Origin of the sequence: Phytohabitans aurantiacus (assembly GCF_027923225.1) — a bacterium.
Lineage (GTDB): Bacteria > Actinomycetota > Actinomycetes > Mycobacteriales > Micromonosporaceae > Phytohabitans > Phytohabitans aurantiacus.
Genome location: NZ_BSDI01000109.1, coordinates 1 through 17,313, shown reverse-complemented (window position 1 = coordinate 17,313; position 17,313 = coordinate 1). Strand labels below are relative to the sequence as shown.

The window sequence follows — 17,313 nt, the reverse complement described above, 5'->3', positions numbered from 1 at the left end:
GCGGCGGGTTGGGCATCGTCACCGGCTACGCGTTGAACGGCCTGACCCCGCAGGTGAACCGGGACGTCGAGCGCCGCCTGTTCGAGACCACGTCTGCGGTGCGGCTGGAGGCGTTCGACGAGGATGCCTTCGCCGATGACATGGAGCGCGCCTCCCGAGGCACCGAATCGGCGATCGTGCTCGTGCAGGAGGTGTTCAACCTGCTGGCTGGGGTGGTGAGTTTGCTCGCGGTCACCGTCGCCGTGGTGGTGATCCACCCGCTGCTGTTGGTCGCGCTGCTGGTGGCCACGGTGCCCAACGCGTATGCGGCGCTGCGGGCTGGGCACGAGAAGTTCAAGACCTACCTCGCCGGATCGGCGCGCCGCCGCCGGCTGTGGGTGCTTCAGCGCCTGATGGCCGAGCGGATCTCGGCGCCGGAGTTGCGCTCCTACCGGCTGCGCGGCTTCCTGCTGGACCAGTACGACCGGGTGATGGACGCGCACACCAAGATCGAGCTGCGCCTTGCCCGTCGGGTGACCACGACCACCAGCCTCGGCGCGCTGGTCAGCGGGGCCGCCCTGGCGGGGGTGTACGCGCTGCTCGGGGCGCTGCTGTTGAAAGGACAGATCCCTCTCGCCGCGGCGGCGACCTGCGTGGTCGCGGTGCAGGCCGCGCAGCGCGCGCTCACGCTGGTGACCTTCCAGGTCGACCGGGTCTTCGCCAACGGCCAGTTCTTCAACGAGTACGTCAACTTCCTGCACCGCGCCGACACCTACCTCCCCGCAGCCGACCAGGCCGGCACGGCACGCCCCGACGAGCTCCGGGAACTGTCAGTCCGCGAAGTCAGCCTGCGCTACCCGGATCGGGACACCCCCGCGGTGCACGACGTCACCCTGACCATCCGCGCCGGGGAAACGGTGGCGCTTGTCGGCGAAAACGGCTCCGGCAAGTCCACCCTTGCGGCGATCATCGCCGGGTTACGCACGCCCACAGGCGGCAGCATCTGGTGGAACGGCCGTCCACTGCGGGAGTGGGATCGTGACGCACTGCACCGGAAGATCGCCGTGGTGCTGCAGGAACACCACAAGTGGCCGTTCACCGCGGCCACCAACATCGCCACCGGCGAGATCGATGCCGAACCCGACCGCGGGCGGATCGAGGCCGCCGCCGGCCTGGCCGCTGCCCACGACATGATCCATGAGCTGCCTCAGGGGTACGACACGCTGCTCGACCGCACATTCAAAGACGGTCAAGACCTGTCCGGTGGCCAATGGCAGCGGATCACCGCCGCTCGAGGCTTCTACAGCGACGCTGAACTGCTCATCATGGACGAACCGTCCTCTGCCCTCGACCCACGCGCAGAAGACACACTCTTCCAAGCCATCCGCAGCCGCCAGGGCCGGCAGACCACCATCCTGATCACCCACCGGCTGGCCAACGTCGTGCACGCCGACCGCATCTACGTCCTGGAGAAGGGCGCCCTCGTAGAGTCCGGCACCCACGGCCAGCTCGTGGCCGCAGGCGGTTTGTACGCAGATCTCTTCTCGTTACAGTCAGCCGGCTACACGGTCCCCGCCGCCGGACATTACTCATGATCGGCTTCGATCTCGAATGATCGCGCTCACCGACGCCCGGCGATGGCTGTTGTCCGGCGCCGATCGGTGTTCAGCGGCATCGCGGCGAAGGATTCCCGTCGTGAGTGCGCAGCATTGCCTACCACGCTCCATCTTGGGAAGGGCGCAGCTCGTGATGGCTCGCTGCGTCCGAATGTGTCCACTGCGGAGGATCAGACCAGGCCGAGCACGTCATCACCACGGGCACTGACCCCATCCGACGTATACCGCCCGGCCCCAGCCGGATGCCCAGATCCTCACCGTGATGACGGCGACCAACAGGGCGACAGGAACCTCACCGTGCGCATCCCGCCGTGAATTCGTGCTCATCCAGATCGCGTCGCGGATCGCGACACGGCAGGGGACGGGACCGCGGCTAGTGACCGTCACGATGGACGACGCAGCGGACTGGACGTCCGCCCGCCGCTGCGGCATTTGGTCCTCTCTGCAACGGCGGGCAGGGGTCATGCCTCGCACGTAAGGGGTGCCTCGGCTACTGCTTCGGGTCGCGGCCGGTGAACAGGTGCGTGTGGGCGGCGGTGAGCACGTCACGGGCGAGGTCTTCGCGCAACGCCGGCGGGATCTGGAGCTGGTGCTTGTTCGCGAACGCGGCGACGGCCTGGGCGCCGGTGGTGATCGCCGCGTCGGGCAGTTCGACACGCTCGTCCGGGCTGGGGCTCATAGGTCCTCCTTGAGGGTTTCGATGATGGCGGCGGACTCGGTGTCGGTGCGGGAGTGGTCCTTGGCCAGTTCGGTGAATGCCTTCACGTACCGGGCGGCCGACTCGCCTTCGAGCAGAAGGGTGCCGCCGAGGTGGTCCACGCAGGCGACCGGCGGGTACGGGGCGCGCAGATGGTAGACCGTGAACGGGCCGTGCACACCCGGGTGGGCGCCCGTGCTGTCCAGGATCTGGATCTGCACGTTGGGCAGCCGAGCCAGCCGGGTCAGGTGCTCCAGCTGCGCCTGCATGACCTCCCGCGCCCCGATGCGGCGGGTCAGCGCGGCCTGTTCGATGACGGCGTGCACCTCGACCTCGCGGTCGTACAGGTTGGGGCGCCGCTGTTCGGCGGTGTGTGCGGCGGCGCGGACGGTGTGGTCGGCGACCGGTTCGGGCAGGAAGGGCTTGGCCAGGGTGTTGGCGTAGGCGCCCACCTGCATCACGTCCGGGATGACGGTGGCGCCGTAGACGTGGATGGTTTTGGTCCGCTGTTGGACCCACCAGCGGTCCACGACGGGCCGGTCCGGGTCTGCCGGGCGGATGCCGTCCAGCTGCCACTGGTTGACCCGCCAGGCGTGTTCGGCCAACTTGACCAGCTTGAGCCGGTCTTCCTCGTCGTAGACGTTGTACACGTCGAGCAGTGCGGTGACGTGGTCTTTGCGGAACGGCCACTCGGCGCGTTCGTAGCGGGCCAGGGTGGAGAACTCGACGCCCAGGTATTCGGATACGTACTTGAGGGTCAGACCCAGGTCGTCGCGCAGCTCGCGCATCCGTTCACCCAGGTATTGGGCGCGTAGGCTTTGCATGAACTGTTCGCGTTTGGTGGGCACGATGTCACCTTTCTTGACTGGGGTTTGTGTTCTGAGCGGTCGCGATTAGTTGCCGCGACTGGTCGGGGTCCAGGGCCGTGCGGCGCAGGGCTTCGAAGAGGGTCAGATATGGGCTGGCGTCGGTGAGCAGCAGCCGGCCGCTGAGGTGTTCGATGTGGACCACTGCGGGCGGGTAGGGGTCTGGCAGGCAGTAGATCGTGAAGGGCACGGTGGCGCCGGGCGGGCGCGGCGCTTGGGCTGGTAGCACCCGAACCGATGCGCCGGCTTCCAGCGGTGGCCTGCGGTCGCCGTGGGGGTGCCAAAGGGCGCATTCGTCCATCACTACCGTCAGATCGACGGGTGGCTGCCCGTGCAGGGCGTGCCGTCGTTCGGCGGCCAAGCGCTCTTGCGGATTCGCCGGGTCGTCGTCGGACCGTTCGGCGCCAAGTAGGTCAGGGATCGTCAGCGGACTGTAGATGCGGATGCGGTCGGCTTCGGATTCCAGCCACAGCACGTCGACGAACGCTTCGTCCGGCACGGCGCCGTCGAAGTCGACCTCCCAGCGTGGCCGCCACACCGCCTGCGCCAACCGCAGCAGCATCTCCCGCTGGCGGGGTTCGTAGAGCCGGTATACGGCCAGTAGGGTGGTCATCTGGTCGCGGGTGAGCGGGTGCTCGCCGCGTTCGAACCGTGCGATCAGGCTGAAGTCCACCTCGACGGCGGAAGCGACGTACTTGATCGTCAAGCCCTGCTCGTTGCGCAGGTGACGCATCCGCTGTCCCAACCAAATAGACCGCAGCGACGGAACACGGTGATCTTTTCTCATCCTTGCGTTCCCCGAGTCGAACGATCGTGGACTGTGAAGGTTTGGGGTTGCGCCGCTACCGAGGAGGGCGCTACACCGAGACCTCGGAAATGCTGGCTGGCGTGACCTTGCTGGGTTCGCCAGCGCCGGAACCGAACCGCCAACCGTCAGCATTGACCGCTTGGTGACTCGGTGCCGCTGACCTGTTCACCCTGGCCGATCGCACCAACCCCTACGAAGCTCACGGTGAGGGTCCAAGATGGACCGGCAAGTGCGGAGGGGGAGCCGGGTCAGCGTGCCGTGTACGGCGCCTTGACGGAAGGTGACGCGGCGATCGATGATGGATGCGACGCAACTTTTCGCAACCGCCGTTCAAGGGAGCCGATCATGCGTCTGACCTTCATCGGCAATGACCCGGACTCGAATCCGACGGGCTCGCCCACGGTGTATCGCACGGACCGGGGCAGCTGGGTGGTGCAAGGTTGGGTCGTCACGGACCCGCAGGCGCTGACGCAGATGGATATCCCCGACGGGGAGACCGCGGTGGAGATCCCGGACCGGATGCTCCAGTTCTTTAGGCAGGGGGACCGTGGCCTCGATAGCTGAGCAGGAGTTTGACAGGCTGCTGTCGAGCTTCGAGCGCTCAGCGATTCACCTGGAGACCCGCGACGCCTACGGCACGGCGGTGGAGCTGCCGCACATGGCGAAATGGGCCGCTGGGGAACCGGATGATCTTGCCTGGCTGCAGAGCTGGTGCGAGACGCTGCGCGGACATGTCAGCGCCGGACGTACCGTCCGGCGCGCCCGCATCGTCTCCGAGCCGCTGAGTGACTACCAGCGCTGGTCGCACAGCATCGCCCATCCGATGGTCGAGGCAGGTGAGGACATCCGGTGGGTCCCCCGTCGCCTTGTCTCCTCGATCCCTATTCCTGGCAACGACTTCTACGTCTTCGACGACCGGCTGGTCGTCTTCCTTCACTACGCGGGCAACGGCCTGGCCGTCGACAAGGTGGCGTCAACCGATCCCGCCGACGTCGAGCTGTGTCGTACCTCGTTCGAGGCAGTGTGGCAGTTCGCCGTTGCTCACCGTGACTACCAGCCCGTCTAGCGCGGCCCGGCAGGCCCAGGAGGCATTAGGCGCCCGTCTTCGAGAGATTCGCCGCGAGGCGGAGCTCACCGCGCGGGCGCTGGCGACCGCGACGGGGCAGCACTACACGAGAGTAAGCAAGATCGAGCACGGTGTTCAGCCGCCGACCGAGGCGGACATTCGCACCTGGTGCCGAGCATGTCAGGCTGAGGACCAGACTCCCGACCTGATCGCGACACTGCGTGCCGTCGAGTCGGCGTACCTGGAGTTCAAGCGGCAGAGCAAGGCCGGAATGAAGCGTGTGCTCGGCGCACACACCATGGCGCTGTACGAGGACACGGCCGTGTTCCGTATTTACGAGCACAACGTGATACCAGGCCTGTTTCAGACCGCGGACTACTCGGCCGCCATGCTCTCGTTCTGGATCGACTTTCTGGATACGCCGAACGATCGGGACGAAGCGGTCGCCGCCCGCATGGAGCGCCAGCGGGTCATCTACACGCGCGGCAAACGCTTCGTCGTGGTGCTTGAGGAGCAGGCGCTACGGACTTGGTTCGGTGACGCCGAAACGCAGGCAGGTCAGCTGGACCGGCTGCTGGCCGTCATGTCACTGCCCAATGTGTCGGTCGGCGTCGTCCCGATGATGACCGAACGAGCCGCCGTGGCCTCCACAGGTTTCTGGATCTTCGACAACGCGCTCGTCGCCCTGGAGACGCCGACGGCGAGTATCGAGATCACCCGGCCACACGAGATCGAACTGTACGGCCGCATGTTTCAACACCTCCAGAACGTTGCCCGATACGGCCGGCAAGCGCGCGAGCTGATCAGGAAGGCGATCGAGGAACTTCCGTGACGCAACATTCCGCAACATCGTAGACCGGTCACGCAACGCCTTCTTACAGTCACGGATGGAATTGCTGGCGTGCGCGGAGGAGTCTGCTGTGTTGATGCTTCCCCGAGCTGACCCAGGTTGGTGGAGACGCGGGACTTTCGAGGGACAGCCGATCTCGCAGATTCTGCGCCGGCGGGATGTGACCAGCCTGTTCCGGTTTCTGAAGAGGCGTGGCTGGAGCCGGGCGGCGATTGCGGCCGCCACTGGCCTGTCCGAGACCAGGGTTCGGCAGATCTGTCAGGCCCGGCAGCAGGTGACCTCGTACGATGTGCTGGAACGTATCGCTGCTGGTCTACAGATCGATCGGGGTCTGATCGGCCTCGGCTACAGCGAGGACCTCGCCGCTGCGGCGCGGCCGTCCGAGGCGCCGCAGCCAGACCCAACCGCCGACCCCGATTTCGTTGGATCACTGGCTGCGATGGCTGTCGGAAGGGTACCGGTCAATCCCGACCGGCTGCTGCCCCCGCCACCGTCGGTGGCTCTTGGGTCGCCTGCAACCGTCACGAGCGTGCATGTATGCGTGCTGCGCGAGATTAGCGAGCAGCACCGCCGTTTCGACGCCGAGCACGGCGGGGGAGCGTGCCGTGAGTCGGGCGCCGCATACGTGCGGTGGGCTCACGGCATGCTGTCCGGCCGCTGCGACACATCCACCACCTATCGCGAGCTGCGAGCAGCGCTGTCGGACCTCTACCAGATCGTCGGTTGGGCCTCTCACGACCTCGGCGACCACACGGGGGCCAGGACGTACCTGACCGCAGGGCTCGCGCTGGCCCGCGAGATCGACAACCTCGGTCTGATCTCGGCCGCGTTCTATCGGCTGGGCCGGGTATCGATCCACCAGGGCCGGGCCGAGGACGCGCTCAAGCTGTGGCAGCTGGGCCAGATCGTCGCACAGGACGGCGGTTGTCTGGTCTCGGTTGCTGTGCTGCACGCAAACGAGGCGTGGGCGTACGCGCTGCTCGGCGCGGACGAACGCGTCCGTGACGCACTGGCCAGATCCCAGGCCGAACTCGGCCGCGTCGACGTGGACACCGCCCCGTCCTGGGCGCGGTTCTTCCTGGCACCGGCCGACTTCGATGGGATCTCCGCCGTCGCCTACGGCTGCCTGGCCGGACATCACGAGCATCGGGCACGGTACGCGCCGGCCGCGCTCGAGCGCGCGGAACGCGCACTGGCCCGGCGGCGCGCCGGCGAGGCGCGTAGCCGCACGTTCGATGCCATCTCGCTAGCGACCGGCTACCTCCTGGACGCACAGCCCAAGACATTCGAGCAGCACGGCCACGTCGCGGTTGATCTGACAATCGGCAGTGCCTCCGCCAGAGCCGTCGACCGGCTGCGCGGCATGGCCGAGTATGCGATGCCCTATGCGGCGCATAGCGGCGTCGCGGCCGTCCTTGAGCGCATCGCGGCTCTGCCGAACGGCTAGCCTGCCTACTGGTGGCGACCCAGCTCAGCGATCAGGAGCGTGCACGGCTGGAATCGGCGTTGACGGCGGTATGCCGGCAGGGGCGCATCGATCCGGCCGGCGCGAGGCTGGTGCGTTACACCATGAACGCCGTCTACGAGCTGCCGGCCGCCGGCGTCGTGATCCGGATGGCTGCCGGACCGCAGGCCCGAGCGCGGGCTGTTCGCGTGGCGCAGATAGCCGCAGCGTTCGCCGAACGCGGCATGCCCACCGTTCGCCTCGCTACCGGGCTCGGCGAACCGATACACGCCGACGGCTGGTCGGCGACCGTCTGGGAGTTCCTCCCACAGCCGCCCGAGCACCGGATCGCGCCCGCTGCGCTCGTCGCGCCGCTGCGCGCCATTCATGCCGCCGGCGCGCCTTTTGAGTTGCCTCTGTGGGATCCAGTCTCGAAGGCCCGTAACCGGGTCGCTCAGGTGGAAACCCTCGACGCGGCAAGCAGGAGCGAGCTTCAGCGTTGGGCAACCGTCGTGGTTGGACTGTCACTGGACCAGATCATGTCCCAGCTCCGGCAGCGCGCGGACGAGCTAGCGGCGGCGGTGAAGGCCGCTGAATGGACACTGCCGCAATCGGTCATCCACGGCGACGCGCACACCGGAAACCTTCTCCTGGACCGAGACGGCGCGGCGGTGATCTGCGATCTCGATTCCGTGGCGGTCGGTCCACCGGAGTGGGATCTCGTGCCAACGGCGCACGGCGCCGCTCGGTTCGGCGACAACCCTAGCCGACACCGCGCGCTCGCGGACGCCTACGGATTGGACGTCACGACGTGCCCGGCATGGGAAACCCTGCGGCAGATCCGTGAGCTACAACTAATGACCAGTGTGATCGCCAACCTCGCCGGGCGGCCCGATGTCGCCGACGAGGCGGGCCACCGGCTGCGTACCGGCCTGGTCGACAACCACGGCGTCACGTGGCATCGCTACCGGTGATGCTGGGGTCCATCGTGGACCCCTACCGGAGGCTGTTTGCGGCAAGGTCTGATCGGACAGGCTAAAGGAGTCGGCAGGCGCTCTAGCACCGAGCGTCGTAGGCCGACGGATGGTTGACGCGCGCCCCTGCGCGCCAGCCGGACTTGCGCCCCGGCCGGTCGTGACCGAGCCTCCGCCCGGTCGGGTGCCAACCATCCGGACGGGAGTGGCGGTGGCGGGAACGTCCCGAACGACGAAAGCGGTGATGGAGCCGCGGTCGCGACAGGGCCTGCTGCGACCGCACACGATCGTTTCTCATGAAGGGCGCCGGCGCCGGCCTTCCGAACGCCACCCGCGCCGGAACCCTTCACCGGGGTGTGCCGCCGCCTGCTCTGGCAGGCGGCGGCACACCCACCCCGACTGCCGCCGCCGGTCGGCGTGGCCGGTACGCCAGCTGCCACAAGTCCACCAAGCGAGGCTCGCTACAGGCCGTCGCTCGCCACCCAGTCTTCTGGCCACGGCCCAGAAAGTCCGCCGTCAACTACGAAGGTCCAAACGTGATCATCTATCGCGTTGAAGTCGAGGTGCGACCGGAGCAGTTGCCGCGAGCGACAACAATGTTCGCGGAGCTGGTTCGGCAGAGCAGACAGGTTCTCGGCGTCCGCCACTTCGACATTCTGCAAGATCCAGACGATGGCTGTCGGTTCGTTTCAGTCGAGGTCTTCGAGGACCGCGCGGCGGTGGACCGGCAGAGCGCGTTGCCGCTGGTGGGTGAGGTCATCAGCGCGTTTGATGGGTTGCTGCGCGTAGCCCCGCGTGGGAGTGCCTTCCATGTGTCGGCGAGCGAACCGTGGCCGACCCCGCGGGCCGACCGATCCACGGATGACCAAACCCTGCCGTACCAGGGGTTCGCCGAGGAGTACGACAGGCTCCTTGGTGACTTGGCGGTGCGGACGTGGCAGCAGGGGATTCTGGCCGAGCTGGCACGGATCGGTGTGCCGGCGGGGGCGACGGTCGTGGATCTCGCCGCTGGTACGGGTGTCGGTGGGCGGCTTCTGCGTAGCCTCGACGACAACCTGACTCTGGTTGGGCTCGATGCCAGCATAGAAATGCTGCGGCAGGCGGGAGGCTCGTACCGGCAGCTCGTCGAGGCGGATCTGTGCCAGATCCCGCTGCCATCCGGCTTCGCGGACGTGACGGTGTCGGGGTTCGACAGTCTGAACTATCTGGATGGCACCCGGTTGGGTCGGTGCCTGGGCGAGGTAGGGCGGGTCCTCAAGCCGGGCGGCTGGCTGGTGTTCGACTACTCGTCGCCGCACCTGCTGTGCCAGCAGTGGCGCGACCACCATCACACCGACCAGTTGGCGGATGGGACGCTGCATTGGCGCCACCGCGCCGACCGCGCCGGCAGCAGGTGCGTCACCACGCTGACCCGCTACGACCAGACCGGTGCCGTGCGCTGGGAGGAGCAGCACGTCCAATACGCCCTGGACGCGTTCCAGGTGCACCGGCTCGCCGAATCGGCGGGCCTGAGGGTGGATCGGGTCCGCGATCTGCACCGGGCCGAGTTCAGCCCGTCCGCCAGCACGCATGTGTGGAGTCTGCGAAAGGGGGATGGATAGGTGCGGAATCTGATGTGGACGTTGCGGAGGCGGTCGGGCTTCGAGGTCAGCGAGCTGGCCGAGCCGAACCGGGCCGACCTGCTACCTACCTGGCTCCAGGACGGCGCCGACGTGCATGGCAGTCACGGCATGTTCTACTGGCTCCGGGCCCGTGGGCGCGGCTATGTGGTGTCCACCGGGAATGCCGCGGCGGTCCTGACATGGCGTGCTGATGTCGGCCGGCTGGTGGTGCTCCGCCCGGTTGGTGGGACCGATGCGGTGGTGGCTCTACTGGAGCAGCTCGCCGACGCCGCCGTGTCCGCGGGACTGCCGTGCCCGCTGGTGGTCCGCTACTGCGCCCACCAGGTTGCCTGCCGGCTGGGGGAGCTGGGCTGGGCGCCGATGGCCGATCCGTGGCACCGCTCGGCGCCGCTGGACGACGAGGCTCATCCAGAAGTGATCGTCACCGCGCCACCGATCGAGGTGCCGGCCGGGCAGCGGTACAAGCCGATCAGGGAAGCGATCGTCCGCCACGCCGCCGGACACACCTACCTTTGCTCACCAGTTCCCCTGGGCCTCGGCGAAGCGGAGCTCGTCGAGAGTAATAGCGCCCGGGTGGCTGGCTACGACGGGCATGAGCGTGGCTTCAACGCCGCGGTGCTGGCCAGCCTCACCACCCGGCGGCACGACTGGTTGACCTACCACTACCTGATCCGCGACGGGCTGGCGGGGTTCGCGGTGACCGGGAACGTCACGGGTATCGCCCACGGCTACTACCTCGCGGCGCGGGAGGTGCCGCGGCTGGCCACCTACCTGCTATGGCTGATCTATTTGCAGCAGCGGCGCGCGGGCGCGGCCGCGCTCAACCTCGGCGGGTCCGAGACGCGCTCCCTGCACGCGTTCAAGGTACGTACCTTCCCCGACCACCGGCTGCAGCCGACAACGATGCTGCAACGCCACCCCAAACCGACGTAGGTGAGGCACATGAGCGTCACGTACACGATCCACAGCCCGGTGGCCCAGCCGGAGCGCGAGTGCGTCAGCATCCTCGACCCGGACGAGGAACACACGTTCCTGCGCGACGGCCTCGTGTTACCCCGGCGGCGGATGCCAGCGGCCAGCATCGCCGGACTCCGCGCCGCCGTCGACGCGTTGGTCGCCGAACGGTTCCCCGACGCCGCGGAACGCACCTACCGCGAAGAGTTCGCCGGGCAGTATGTACGCGACGGGCACAAGCAAGACCCGCGCATCGTCACCGGCGCCCTGGTGGCCTTTCCGATCGCCGATACCGTCCGGTGCCTGCTGGGTCCGCGGGTGGTGCTACGCAACAGCAACATTAGGGTCACCCAACCCGGTAGCGGCGAGGACACCATCTGGCACACCGACTACCGGCCGCACACCACCCCGGCACCGCCGCTGCCGTCGGCCCCGCCGGTGATCACCGTGCTGCTCTACCTCGACGCCATCAATGTAGAGACCGGCCCGTTGTTTGTGGTGCCGGGCAGCCACATGTGGGCCGAGCAGCCACCGGCCACCCACGACGACCTCGACGAGCAGGTCGCGGTATGCGTCCAACCCGGCCAGGTCGTGCTCATGAACGCCGCCCTGTGGCACCGCGGCGGCCCCAACCACAGCCCCACCATCCGGCGCCGGCTGCTCACCCTTCAACTGTCCGGGATCTTCACCGCACCGTTCAACTTCGAACCCTCGCTACCGACGCCGGCCTACCAGCAGCTGATCGAGCAGGCCCGCGCCCGCCGCGACGAACCCCTGCTGGAACTGCTCGGGCTCGGCGGCATCAACCCCACGACCGGCAACTACTGACCAACGACCTCCCGGAAGGAGAAAGCCGTGACCACTTCCAGCACTACCACCGGTCTGCGTGTCGAGCCGGTCGCCGGGCACATCGGCGCTGAGGTGTCCGGCGTGGACTTGACCCAACCACTGTCCTCGGCGACCGTGGCGGCCTTGAAGAAGGCGTTGCTGACGTACAAGGTGCTGTTCTTCCACGGCCAGCACCTCGACCACGCCGCCCATGTTGCGTTGGCCCGCCAGTTCGGTACGCCCACCGCCGCCGACCCGCACGAGCCGGGCATCGACCCCCAGTTTCCCGAGATCCTGACGGTCGACCCCCGGGTCGACGAACACCGCTACGGCGAAGACTTCGAAGAACGCTTCCGCCGGCGCCGCCGTCACTTCCTGTCCGGATGGCACATCGACAACTCCGCGACCGTCAACCCGCCAGCCGCCTCGATCCTGCGCGCCGACATCGTGCCCGCCTATGGCGGCGACACCCACTGGACCAACCTGGTGGCCGCCTACGAAGGGCTCTCCCCGCCGCTACGACGCCTCGTCGACGGCCTGTGGGCCCAGCATCAGTTCCTGGCCGGATTCGACATGCCCGCCCACGATCCGCAGGTCGCGTCGATCCTGACCGTGATCAACGCGCGGCCGCACATCGCCGAACACCCCGTCGTACGCGTCATCCCCGAGACCGGCGAGCGGGCGCTGTTCCTCAGCCCGTCCACAACCAGCCACATCGTCGACCTGACCACAGCCGAAAGCGCGCACCTGCTCGATCTGCTCTACCAGCAGCTGGCTCGCGACGAGTACCGAGTACGGCTACGGTGGCGGCCCGGCACCGTCGCGATGTGGGACAACCGGACCACCGCGCACCTGGCCGCCCTCGACCACAGCCACCTGAACGTGCAGCGACGGCTGTACCGGGTCACCCTGACCGGTGACGTCCCGGTCAGCCCCGACGGCCGCCCCTCACGCGTACTCAGTGGCGAACTGTTCACCAGTTCGGGCCACCCCGACGGATCCGGTCCGACAGGGTCCGCGCTGCTACCGGAGCAGGCGGCCGGCCGCTGCTAGCATCCCGGTCAGGGCCGTGACTGGCGCTCAGATGGGGAGACACCATCGGGGAGCGGCCCCGTTCCCGCATTTGGTCGCGCGCCTGGGCCTTCCAACCAAACCCGGAAGGACCCCGCCATGACCACAGCATCATCAGCCAGCGCTGAAACCCGCGCCGCTACTGCGGCTCTCGAGGTGATCGGCGCGGTCGAGCCGCGCGTCGCCGCCGCGATCCGCGCCGAGCTTGCCGATCAGCGTGCCGCGTTGAAGCTGATCGCGAGCGAGAACTACGCCTCCCCGGCCGTGCTGTTGGCGATGGGGAACTGGCTTTCCGACAAGTACGCCGAAGGCACCATCGCCCGCCGCTTCTACGCCGGCTGCGCCAACGTCGACACCCTGGAGACGATCGCCGCCGAACACGCCCGGACCGTGTTCGGCGCCGCGCACGCCTACGTCCAACCACACTCCGGCATCGACGCGAACCTGGTCGCGTTCTGGGCGGTGCTCGCCGACCGGGTCGAGACCCCAGCATTGGAGCGGGCGCAGGCACGGCACGTCAACGACCTCACCGACGAAGACTGGGCCGCCCTGCGCCGAGAGCTCGGTGAGCAGCGGCTGCTGGGCATGTCGCTGGACGCCGGCGGGCACCTGACCCACGGCTTCCGTCCGAACATCTCCGGCAAGATGTTCGACCAGCGAAGCTACGGCGTCGACCCGGCCACCGGACTGATCGACTACGCGATGGTGCGCGACATAGCGCGGGAGTTCCGGCCGCTGATCCTGCTCGCCGGCTACTCCGCCTACCCCCGCCTGATCAACTTCGCGACCATGCGGGAGATCGCCGACGAGGTCGGCGCGGTCCTGATGGTCGACATGGCCCACTTCGCCGGCCTGGTCGCCGGGAAGGTCCTGGTCGGCGACCACGACCCGGTCCCGCACGCCCACATCGTGTCCACCACCACCCACAAAACCCTGCGCGGCCCACGCGGCGGCATGGTGCTGTGCCAACCGGAGCTGGCCGAGCAGGTCGACCGCGGCTGCCCCATGGTCCTCGGCGGACCACTGCCACACGTGATCGCTGCAAAAGCCGTCGCCCTCGCCGAGGCCGGCACACCCGCCTTCCGCGACTACGCTCGGCAGGTCGTCGACAACGCGGCCGCGCTCGCCGACGGCCTGCTCCGCCGCAGCGTCGCCCTGGTCACTGGCGGCACCAGCAACCACCTCGCCCTCATCGACGTCTCCATCTACGGCCTGACCGGCCGCCAAGCCGAAGCCGCCCTCCTGGACGCCGGAATCGTCACCAACCGCAACGCCATCCCACGCGACCCCAACGGCGCCTGGTACACCTCCGGCATCCGCGTCGGCACCCCAGCACTAACCACCCGCGGTCTCGGAACCGGCGAGATGGACCAGGTCGCCGACCTCATCCATACCGTCCTGACCCACACCCAACCCACGGCCGGCTCCAAAGCCCGATACACCCTCGACGCCGCACTGGCCGCGAAACTCAGCCAGAGTGCCGCCGACCTGTTGGCGCCGTTCCCGCTGTACCCAACGATCGACCTGGGGTAGCAGCTGCGCTCCGGCCGTGGGAGGCCGTCAAACCGTGACACCCCAGCAGGGCTGTTGCTGGTAAGGCTGGGGGTCCATCGTGGACCCCCAGCGAAGGCTGGTCGTGATCAGGCGGCGTAGGCCAGGGTTAACGGCAGCAGAAGGCGTCGTACCACCAACGCTCTACGCCGGCTGGTTGGCGGGCGGCAGCCTCGCCACCTGCTCCGGTCCCGGCCGCTGCCGGCGTAGAGAGCGGGATCGCGCGTACCGACATGAGCCGCTACGTTCGGGGTAAGACAACTGGCGGAGGTGTGGTGAGACAAGCGGAAGCATCCTGGTGGACCGACGGCGTCTTCGATGGCCGTCCCGTTTACCAGTTCCTTGCCGCCCGCGACATCGGGGCGATCTTCCGTTTCCTCAAGACCCGCGGCTGGAGCCGTGCCGCGATCGCGGCGGCGACCGGCCTGACCGAGACCAGGGTGCGCGCGATTGCCCGAGGAAGCCAGCAGATCACCTCGTACCAGGTACTTGAACGGATCGCAGCCGGGCTGAAAATTGAGCGGGGCATGCTCGGCCTGGCCTATATCGCGCAGGCGCGGTACGAGGCAGGCGCCGACATTGAACGGATAGAGGCAGCCGAGTCCAAGGCAGGAATGGCCGGTCTACCGGGCGACGACCGACGATCATTCCTGACGGCTGTCGGTCTACTTCTCGGCGCCTCCGGGCTACTTGGCCTTCCCGTAACGACGCAGCCCCGTCGGATCGGTGCCAGTGACATAGCCCGACTCGACGCGATTTTGGTCCTGTACCGGTCAATCGACTCCGAATTCGGTAGCGGTGCTGTCTATGGCGAGGTAGCCCGCTTGGCAGAGGCGGCCTCTGCTCTGCAGGACCGATCGCTGTACGAGTATCCGGGTGCTCTCGAACCGCGCCTGTACGCGTCCATCGCCGCGGCCCGGCAACTCGCCGGATGGATGGCCTTTGACTGCGCGCGACACAGCGATGCCCAGCGGCACCTGCTGGCCGCGGAGCGCGCCGCCGTCGCCTCCGGCGACCTGCTGCTGGCCGCGAATGTGCGCTACGCGCAGGCGCGCCAGTTCCAGCACCTTCGGCATCACCGAGACGCCGTTGACACGGTGCGGCTGGCACGCGATCAAATAGGCGACACCGTTGCCACGCCAGCGGTCCAGGCCCGCCTCTACGGCACCGAGGCCACCTCCCTTGCCGCGATCGGCGACGCCCGGGCAGCCCGAGACCTGCTCGGGCGGGCGCGGGAAGCGTTCGACCGCATCAAGCCCGACCGGGAACCGGAGTGGATCCGGTTCTTCGACCATGGCGAGTTGCTGGCTGAGCATGCGGCGACCTACCGGGAACTGGCTCGCCACGAGCCAGGCAGCCGACGCGGGGCCACCGCGGTCCAGTGGTATGCCGACGCGATTGCGGCGTTCGGGCCGCAGCAGGCCCGCAGCGCCGTCCTCAACGAGGTAGGGCTCTGCGGCGCGCTGTTCCTTGCCGACCAACCCGACCGCGCGGTCGTGGTGGGGGAGCGGGCCTTGGCCCGCGCGCGGAAGCTGACCTCAAAGCGGGCCTTCGACCGCATCCTCAATCTCCGTAGCGACTTCGCTCGCCATCTCGCCCGGCCGGAGGTTGCAGAGTTCGCCCGGAAGGTCGCTAGTCTGGCGCCCTCATCCGCATGACCGGTGAGGGTGAAGGCCGATTCACGGCCGAGGTGATGACGGCAGCCATGCGGCAGATCGCCGCTGACCTGACAGTCTGCACCGACGACGCGGAATTGCTTCGTCTGACCAACAACGCTGTGTTCGCGCTCCCTGGCGCTGGGATCGTCATCCGCATCACCCGCTCGACGACCTTCGTCGATCGTGTCCAGAAGGTCGCCCGACTTGCCCAGTGGTTCGCGCAGGCGCAGGCGCCAACCGTGCGGCTCCTGGCGTCGGTGGATCAGCCCGTGGCGGCCAACGGCTTTCTCGCGACGGTGTGGCACTACGTCACCCCGACCCCGCCGGCGCCGACCTACGAAGAGCTTGGCCATGTCCTGCGCAGGTTCCACGAACTCGGCGTACCGCCGTTCGTCCTGCCGGCGTGGGATCCCGTCGGTGACGCCCGCCGGCGGCTGGCCGACGCGGAAGCCCTCGCAGACAACGACCGCGCCTTCCTCGAGCATTGGTGTGACCAACTGGCCCCACGCGTCGCCGACCTCAACCAGCGAACCAAACCAGGACTCGTCCACGCCGACGCACACGCCGGGAACCTCGTTCGCGGACAGGACCACAAGGTGGTGCTGTGCGACTTCGACGCCACCTGCCTGGGCCCCTGGCAGGTGGACCTCGCCTCCGTCGCCGCAGGTGAGGTCAGGTTCGGGCGTTCCGGCGCGCACCGGGCCCTCGCCACCGCCTACGGCTACGACGTCACCACAGACCCCGACTGGCCCCTACTACGCCAAGCCCGCGAACTCAAGCTCGTCACCGCCGCCGTCCCGCTACTGGCCAGCGCCCCCGGTATCGCCCGGGAGTTCACCGTGCGCCTGGACACCATCGCCACCGACAACCATGAGGCCCGGTGGACACCATTCGCCCGACTCGGCGGCTGAGACGCGGGAGAGCTGTGTCGCCAACCAAGGTGAGCCCTGCCAGCGTCGGAGCCCCCGGTGTTCCCAAGCTGGGATGTGCGACGAACGAGGCGACCGCGAACTCGGCCGCCTCGTCCCTCATCATCGCCACGCCCGTCGGTAGTCGCCGCGACGCTCGCGGCCTTTGGGCTGCCGACAGACTCCGTCCGCACTACCAGCAGCCGATCTTCAACCGGTACGCCAGCGACCGTCGCAACGCTGAACGACTCGCCACCACGCCGTTCCAGCTTCCGATTCACCGGGCATGTCGTCGCTCACGGAATTCCCCGGGGCTGGGCTCAAGTAATTCCCCAGGGTGTGGCCCTCGGTTGATGTTCTACTTGGTGTCCCTGGTGGTTGTCGAGCCGGGGCGGCCGGGTCGCTTGTTGGGGCGGTAGCT

Annotated in this window: 16 protein-coding genes and 1 riboswitch; of the genes, 13 read left to right on the top strand and 3 right to left on the bottom strand. The window is 68.0% G+C overall.

The window, feature by feature from the left end; all coding sequences use genetic code 11:
• On the top strand, window positions 1–1,574 hold a 1,574-nt coding region (locus QMG73_RS45800; protein ID WP_281906434.1), incomplete at its 5' end, for an ABC transporter ATP-binding protein.
• Between the two features lie 511 nt (window positions 1,575–2,085).
• Here the strand turns inward: QMG73_RS45800 and QMG73_RS45795 are convergent.
• The 3 genes from QMG73_RS45795 to QMG73_RS45785 are packed head-to-tail and all read right to left on the bottom strand — an operon-like array spanning window position 2,086 to window position 3,945.
• The gene (locus tag QMG73_RS45795; protein WP_281906432.1) at window positions 2,086–2,274 is read right to left on the bottom strand and encodes a hypothetical protein; all 189 of its coding nucleotides are present in this window, start codon (window positions 2,272–2,274) and stop codon (window positions 2,086–2,088) included.
• The gene (locus QMG73_RS45790; RefSeq protein ID WP_281906431.1) at window positions 2,271–3,140 is read right to left on the bottom strand and encodes a helix-turn-helix domain-containing protein; all 870 of its coding nucleotides are present in this window, start codon (window positions 3,138–3,140) and stop codon (window positions 2,271–2,273) included. The genes QMG73_RS45795 and QMG73_RS45790 overlap by 4 nt, the downstream gene beginning before the upstream one ends.
• 4 nt (window positions 3,141–3,144) lie before the next feature.
• A complete protein-coding gene (locus tag QMG73_RS45785; protein WP_281906430.1) occupies window positions 3,145–3,945 on the bottom strand; it encodes a helix-turn-helix transcriptional regulator in 801 nt (266 codons plus the stop codon).
• A 366-nt stretch (window positions 3,946–4,311) separates the two neighbouring features.
• Here QMG73_RS45785 and QMG73_RS45780 point away from each other — a divergent pair, with 366 nt between their 5' ends.
• The 12 genes from QMG73_RS45780 to QMG73_RS45725 all read left to right on the top strand — a co-directional run bounded on the left by QMG73_RS45780 (window position 4,312) and on the right by QMG73_RS45725 (window position 16,895).
• Entirely contained in the window at window positions 4,312–4,530 is a 219-nt protein-coding gene (locus QMG73_RS45780; RefSeq protein ID WP_281906429.1) for a hypothetical protein, read from the top strand.
• Window positions 4,514–5,032 (top strand): DUF6879 family protein, encoded by a 519-nt coding sequence (locus tag QMG73_RS45775; protein WP_281906428.1) that lies wholly within the window; start codon window positions 4,514–4,516, stop codon window positions 5,030–5,032. Before QMG73_RS45780 ends, QMG73_RS45775 begins: the two co-directional genes overlap by 17 nt.
• A complete protein-coding gene (locus QMG73_RS45770) occupies window positions 5,013–5,864 on the top strand; it encodes a helix-turn-helix domain-containing protein (RefSeq protein WP_281906426.1) in 852 nt (283 codons plus the stop codon). The genes QMG73_RS45775 and QMG73_RS45770 overlap by 20 nt, the downstream gene beginning before the upstream one ends.
• A gap of 178 nt (window positions 5,865–6,042) precedes the next feature.
• Window positions 6,043–7,329 carry a helix-turn-helix domain-containing protein gene (locus tag QMG73_RS45765; protein WP_281906424.1) on the top strand — a complete coding sequence of 429 codons (1,287 nt, stop codon included), beginning with the start codon at window positions 6,043–6,045 and terminating at the stop codon, window positions 7,327–7,329.
• Between the two features lie 11 nt (window positions 7,330–7,340).
• Window positions 7,341–8,300, top strand: coding sequence for a phosphotransferase enzyme family protein (locus QMG73_RS45760; RefSeq protein WP_281906423.1), 960 nt, complete (start codon window positions 7,341–7,343; stop codon window positions 8,298–8,300).
• A 536-nt stretch (window positions 8,301–8,836) separates the two neighbouring features.
• Complete coding sequence (locus QMG73_RS45755) at window positions 8,837–9,901, top strand: methyltransferase domain-containing protein (protein WP_281906421.1); 1,065 nt, start codon at window positions 8,837–8,839, stop codon at window positions 9,899–9,901.
• Window positions 9,902–10,855, top strand: a complete 954-nt coding sequence (locus QMG73_RS45750) for a hypothetical protein (RefSeq protein WP_281906419.1) — start codon at window positions 9,902–9,904, stop codon at window positions 10,853–10,855.
• 9 nt (window positions 10,856–10,864) lie between these two features.
• Complete coding sequence (locus QMG73_RS45745) at window positions 10,865–11,704, top strand: phytanoyl-CoA dioxygenase family protein (protein ID WP_281906418.1); 840 nt, start codon at window positions 10,865–10,867, stop codon at window positions 11,702–11,704.
• A gap of 27 nt (window positions 11,705–11,731) precedes the next feature.
• A complete protein-coding gene (locus QMG73_RS45740) occupies window positions 11,732–12,757 on the top strand; it encodes a TauD/TfdA dioxygenase family protein (protein WP_281906416.1) in 1,026 nt (341 codons plus the stop codon).
• A 6-nt stretch (window positions 12,758–12,763) separates the two neighbouring features.
• Window positions 12,764–12,852, top strand: a riboswitch (ZMP/ZTP riboswitch).
• A 22-nt stretch (window positions 12,853–12,874) separates the two neighbouring features.
• Complete coding sequence (locus QMG73_RS45735; protein ID WP_281906414.1) at window positions 12,875–14,308, top strand: glycine hydroxymethyltransferase; 1,434 nt, start codon at window positions 12,875–12,877, stop codon at window positions 14,306–14,308.
• Between the two features lie 293 nt (window positions 14,309–14,601).
• Entirely contained in the window at window positions 14,602–15,984 is a 1,383-nt protein-coding gene (locus tag QMG73_RS45730; RefSeq protein ID WP_281906413.1) for a helix-turn-helix domain-containing protein, read from the top strand.
• Window positions 15,981–16,895: a phosphotransferase enzyme family protein gene (locus QMG73_RS45725; protein ID WP_281906412.1), complete on the top strand. Its 915-nt coding sequence runs from the start codon at window positions 15,981–15,983 to the stop codon at window positions 16,893–16,895. The genes QMG73_RS45730 and QMG73_RS45725 overlap by 4 nt, the downstream gene beginning before the upstream one ends.
• Window positions 16,896–17,313: the final 418 nt, after the last annotated feature.

What these genes read in the sequence shown, in the direction of transcription:
- QMG73_RS45795 (WP_281906432.1), bottom strand. Translation starts at nt 2,274, where the DNA reads ATGAGCCCCAGCCCGGACGAGCGTGTCGAACTGCCCGACGCGGCGATC.
- QMG73_RS45785 (WP_281906430.1), bottom strand. Translation starts at nt 3,945, where the DNA reads ATGAGAAAAGATCACCGTGTTCCGTCGCTGCGGTCTATTTGGTTGGGA.
- QMG73_RS45780 (WP_281906429.1), top strand. Translation starts at nt 4,312, where the DNA reads ATGCGTCTGACCTTCATCGGCAATGACCCGGACTCGAATCCGACGGGC.
- QMG73_RS45745 (WP_281906418.1), top strand. Translation starts at nt 10,865, where the DNA reads ATGAGCGTCACGTACACGATCCACAGCCCGGTGGCCCAGCCGGAGCGC.
- QMG73_RS45735 (WP_281906414.1), top strand. Translation starts at nt 12,875, where the DNA reads ATGACCACAGCATCATCAGCCAGCGCTGAAACCCGCGCCGCTACTGCG.
- QMG73_RS45725 (WP_281906412.1), top strand. Translation starts at nt 15,981, where the DNA reads ATGACCGGTGAGGGTGAAGGCCGATTCACGGCCGAGGTGATGACGGCA.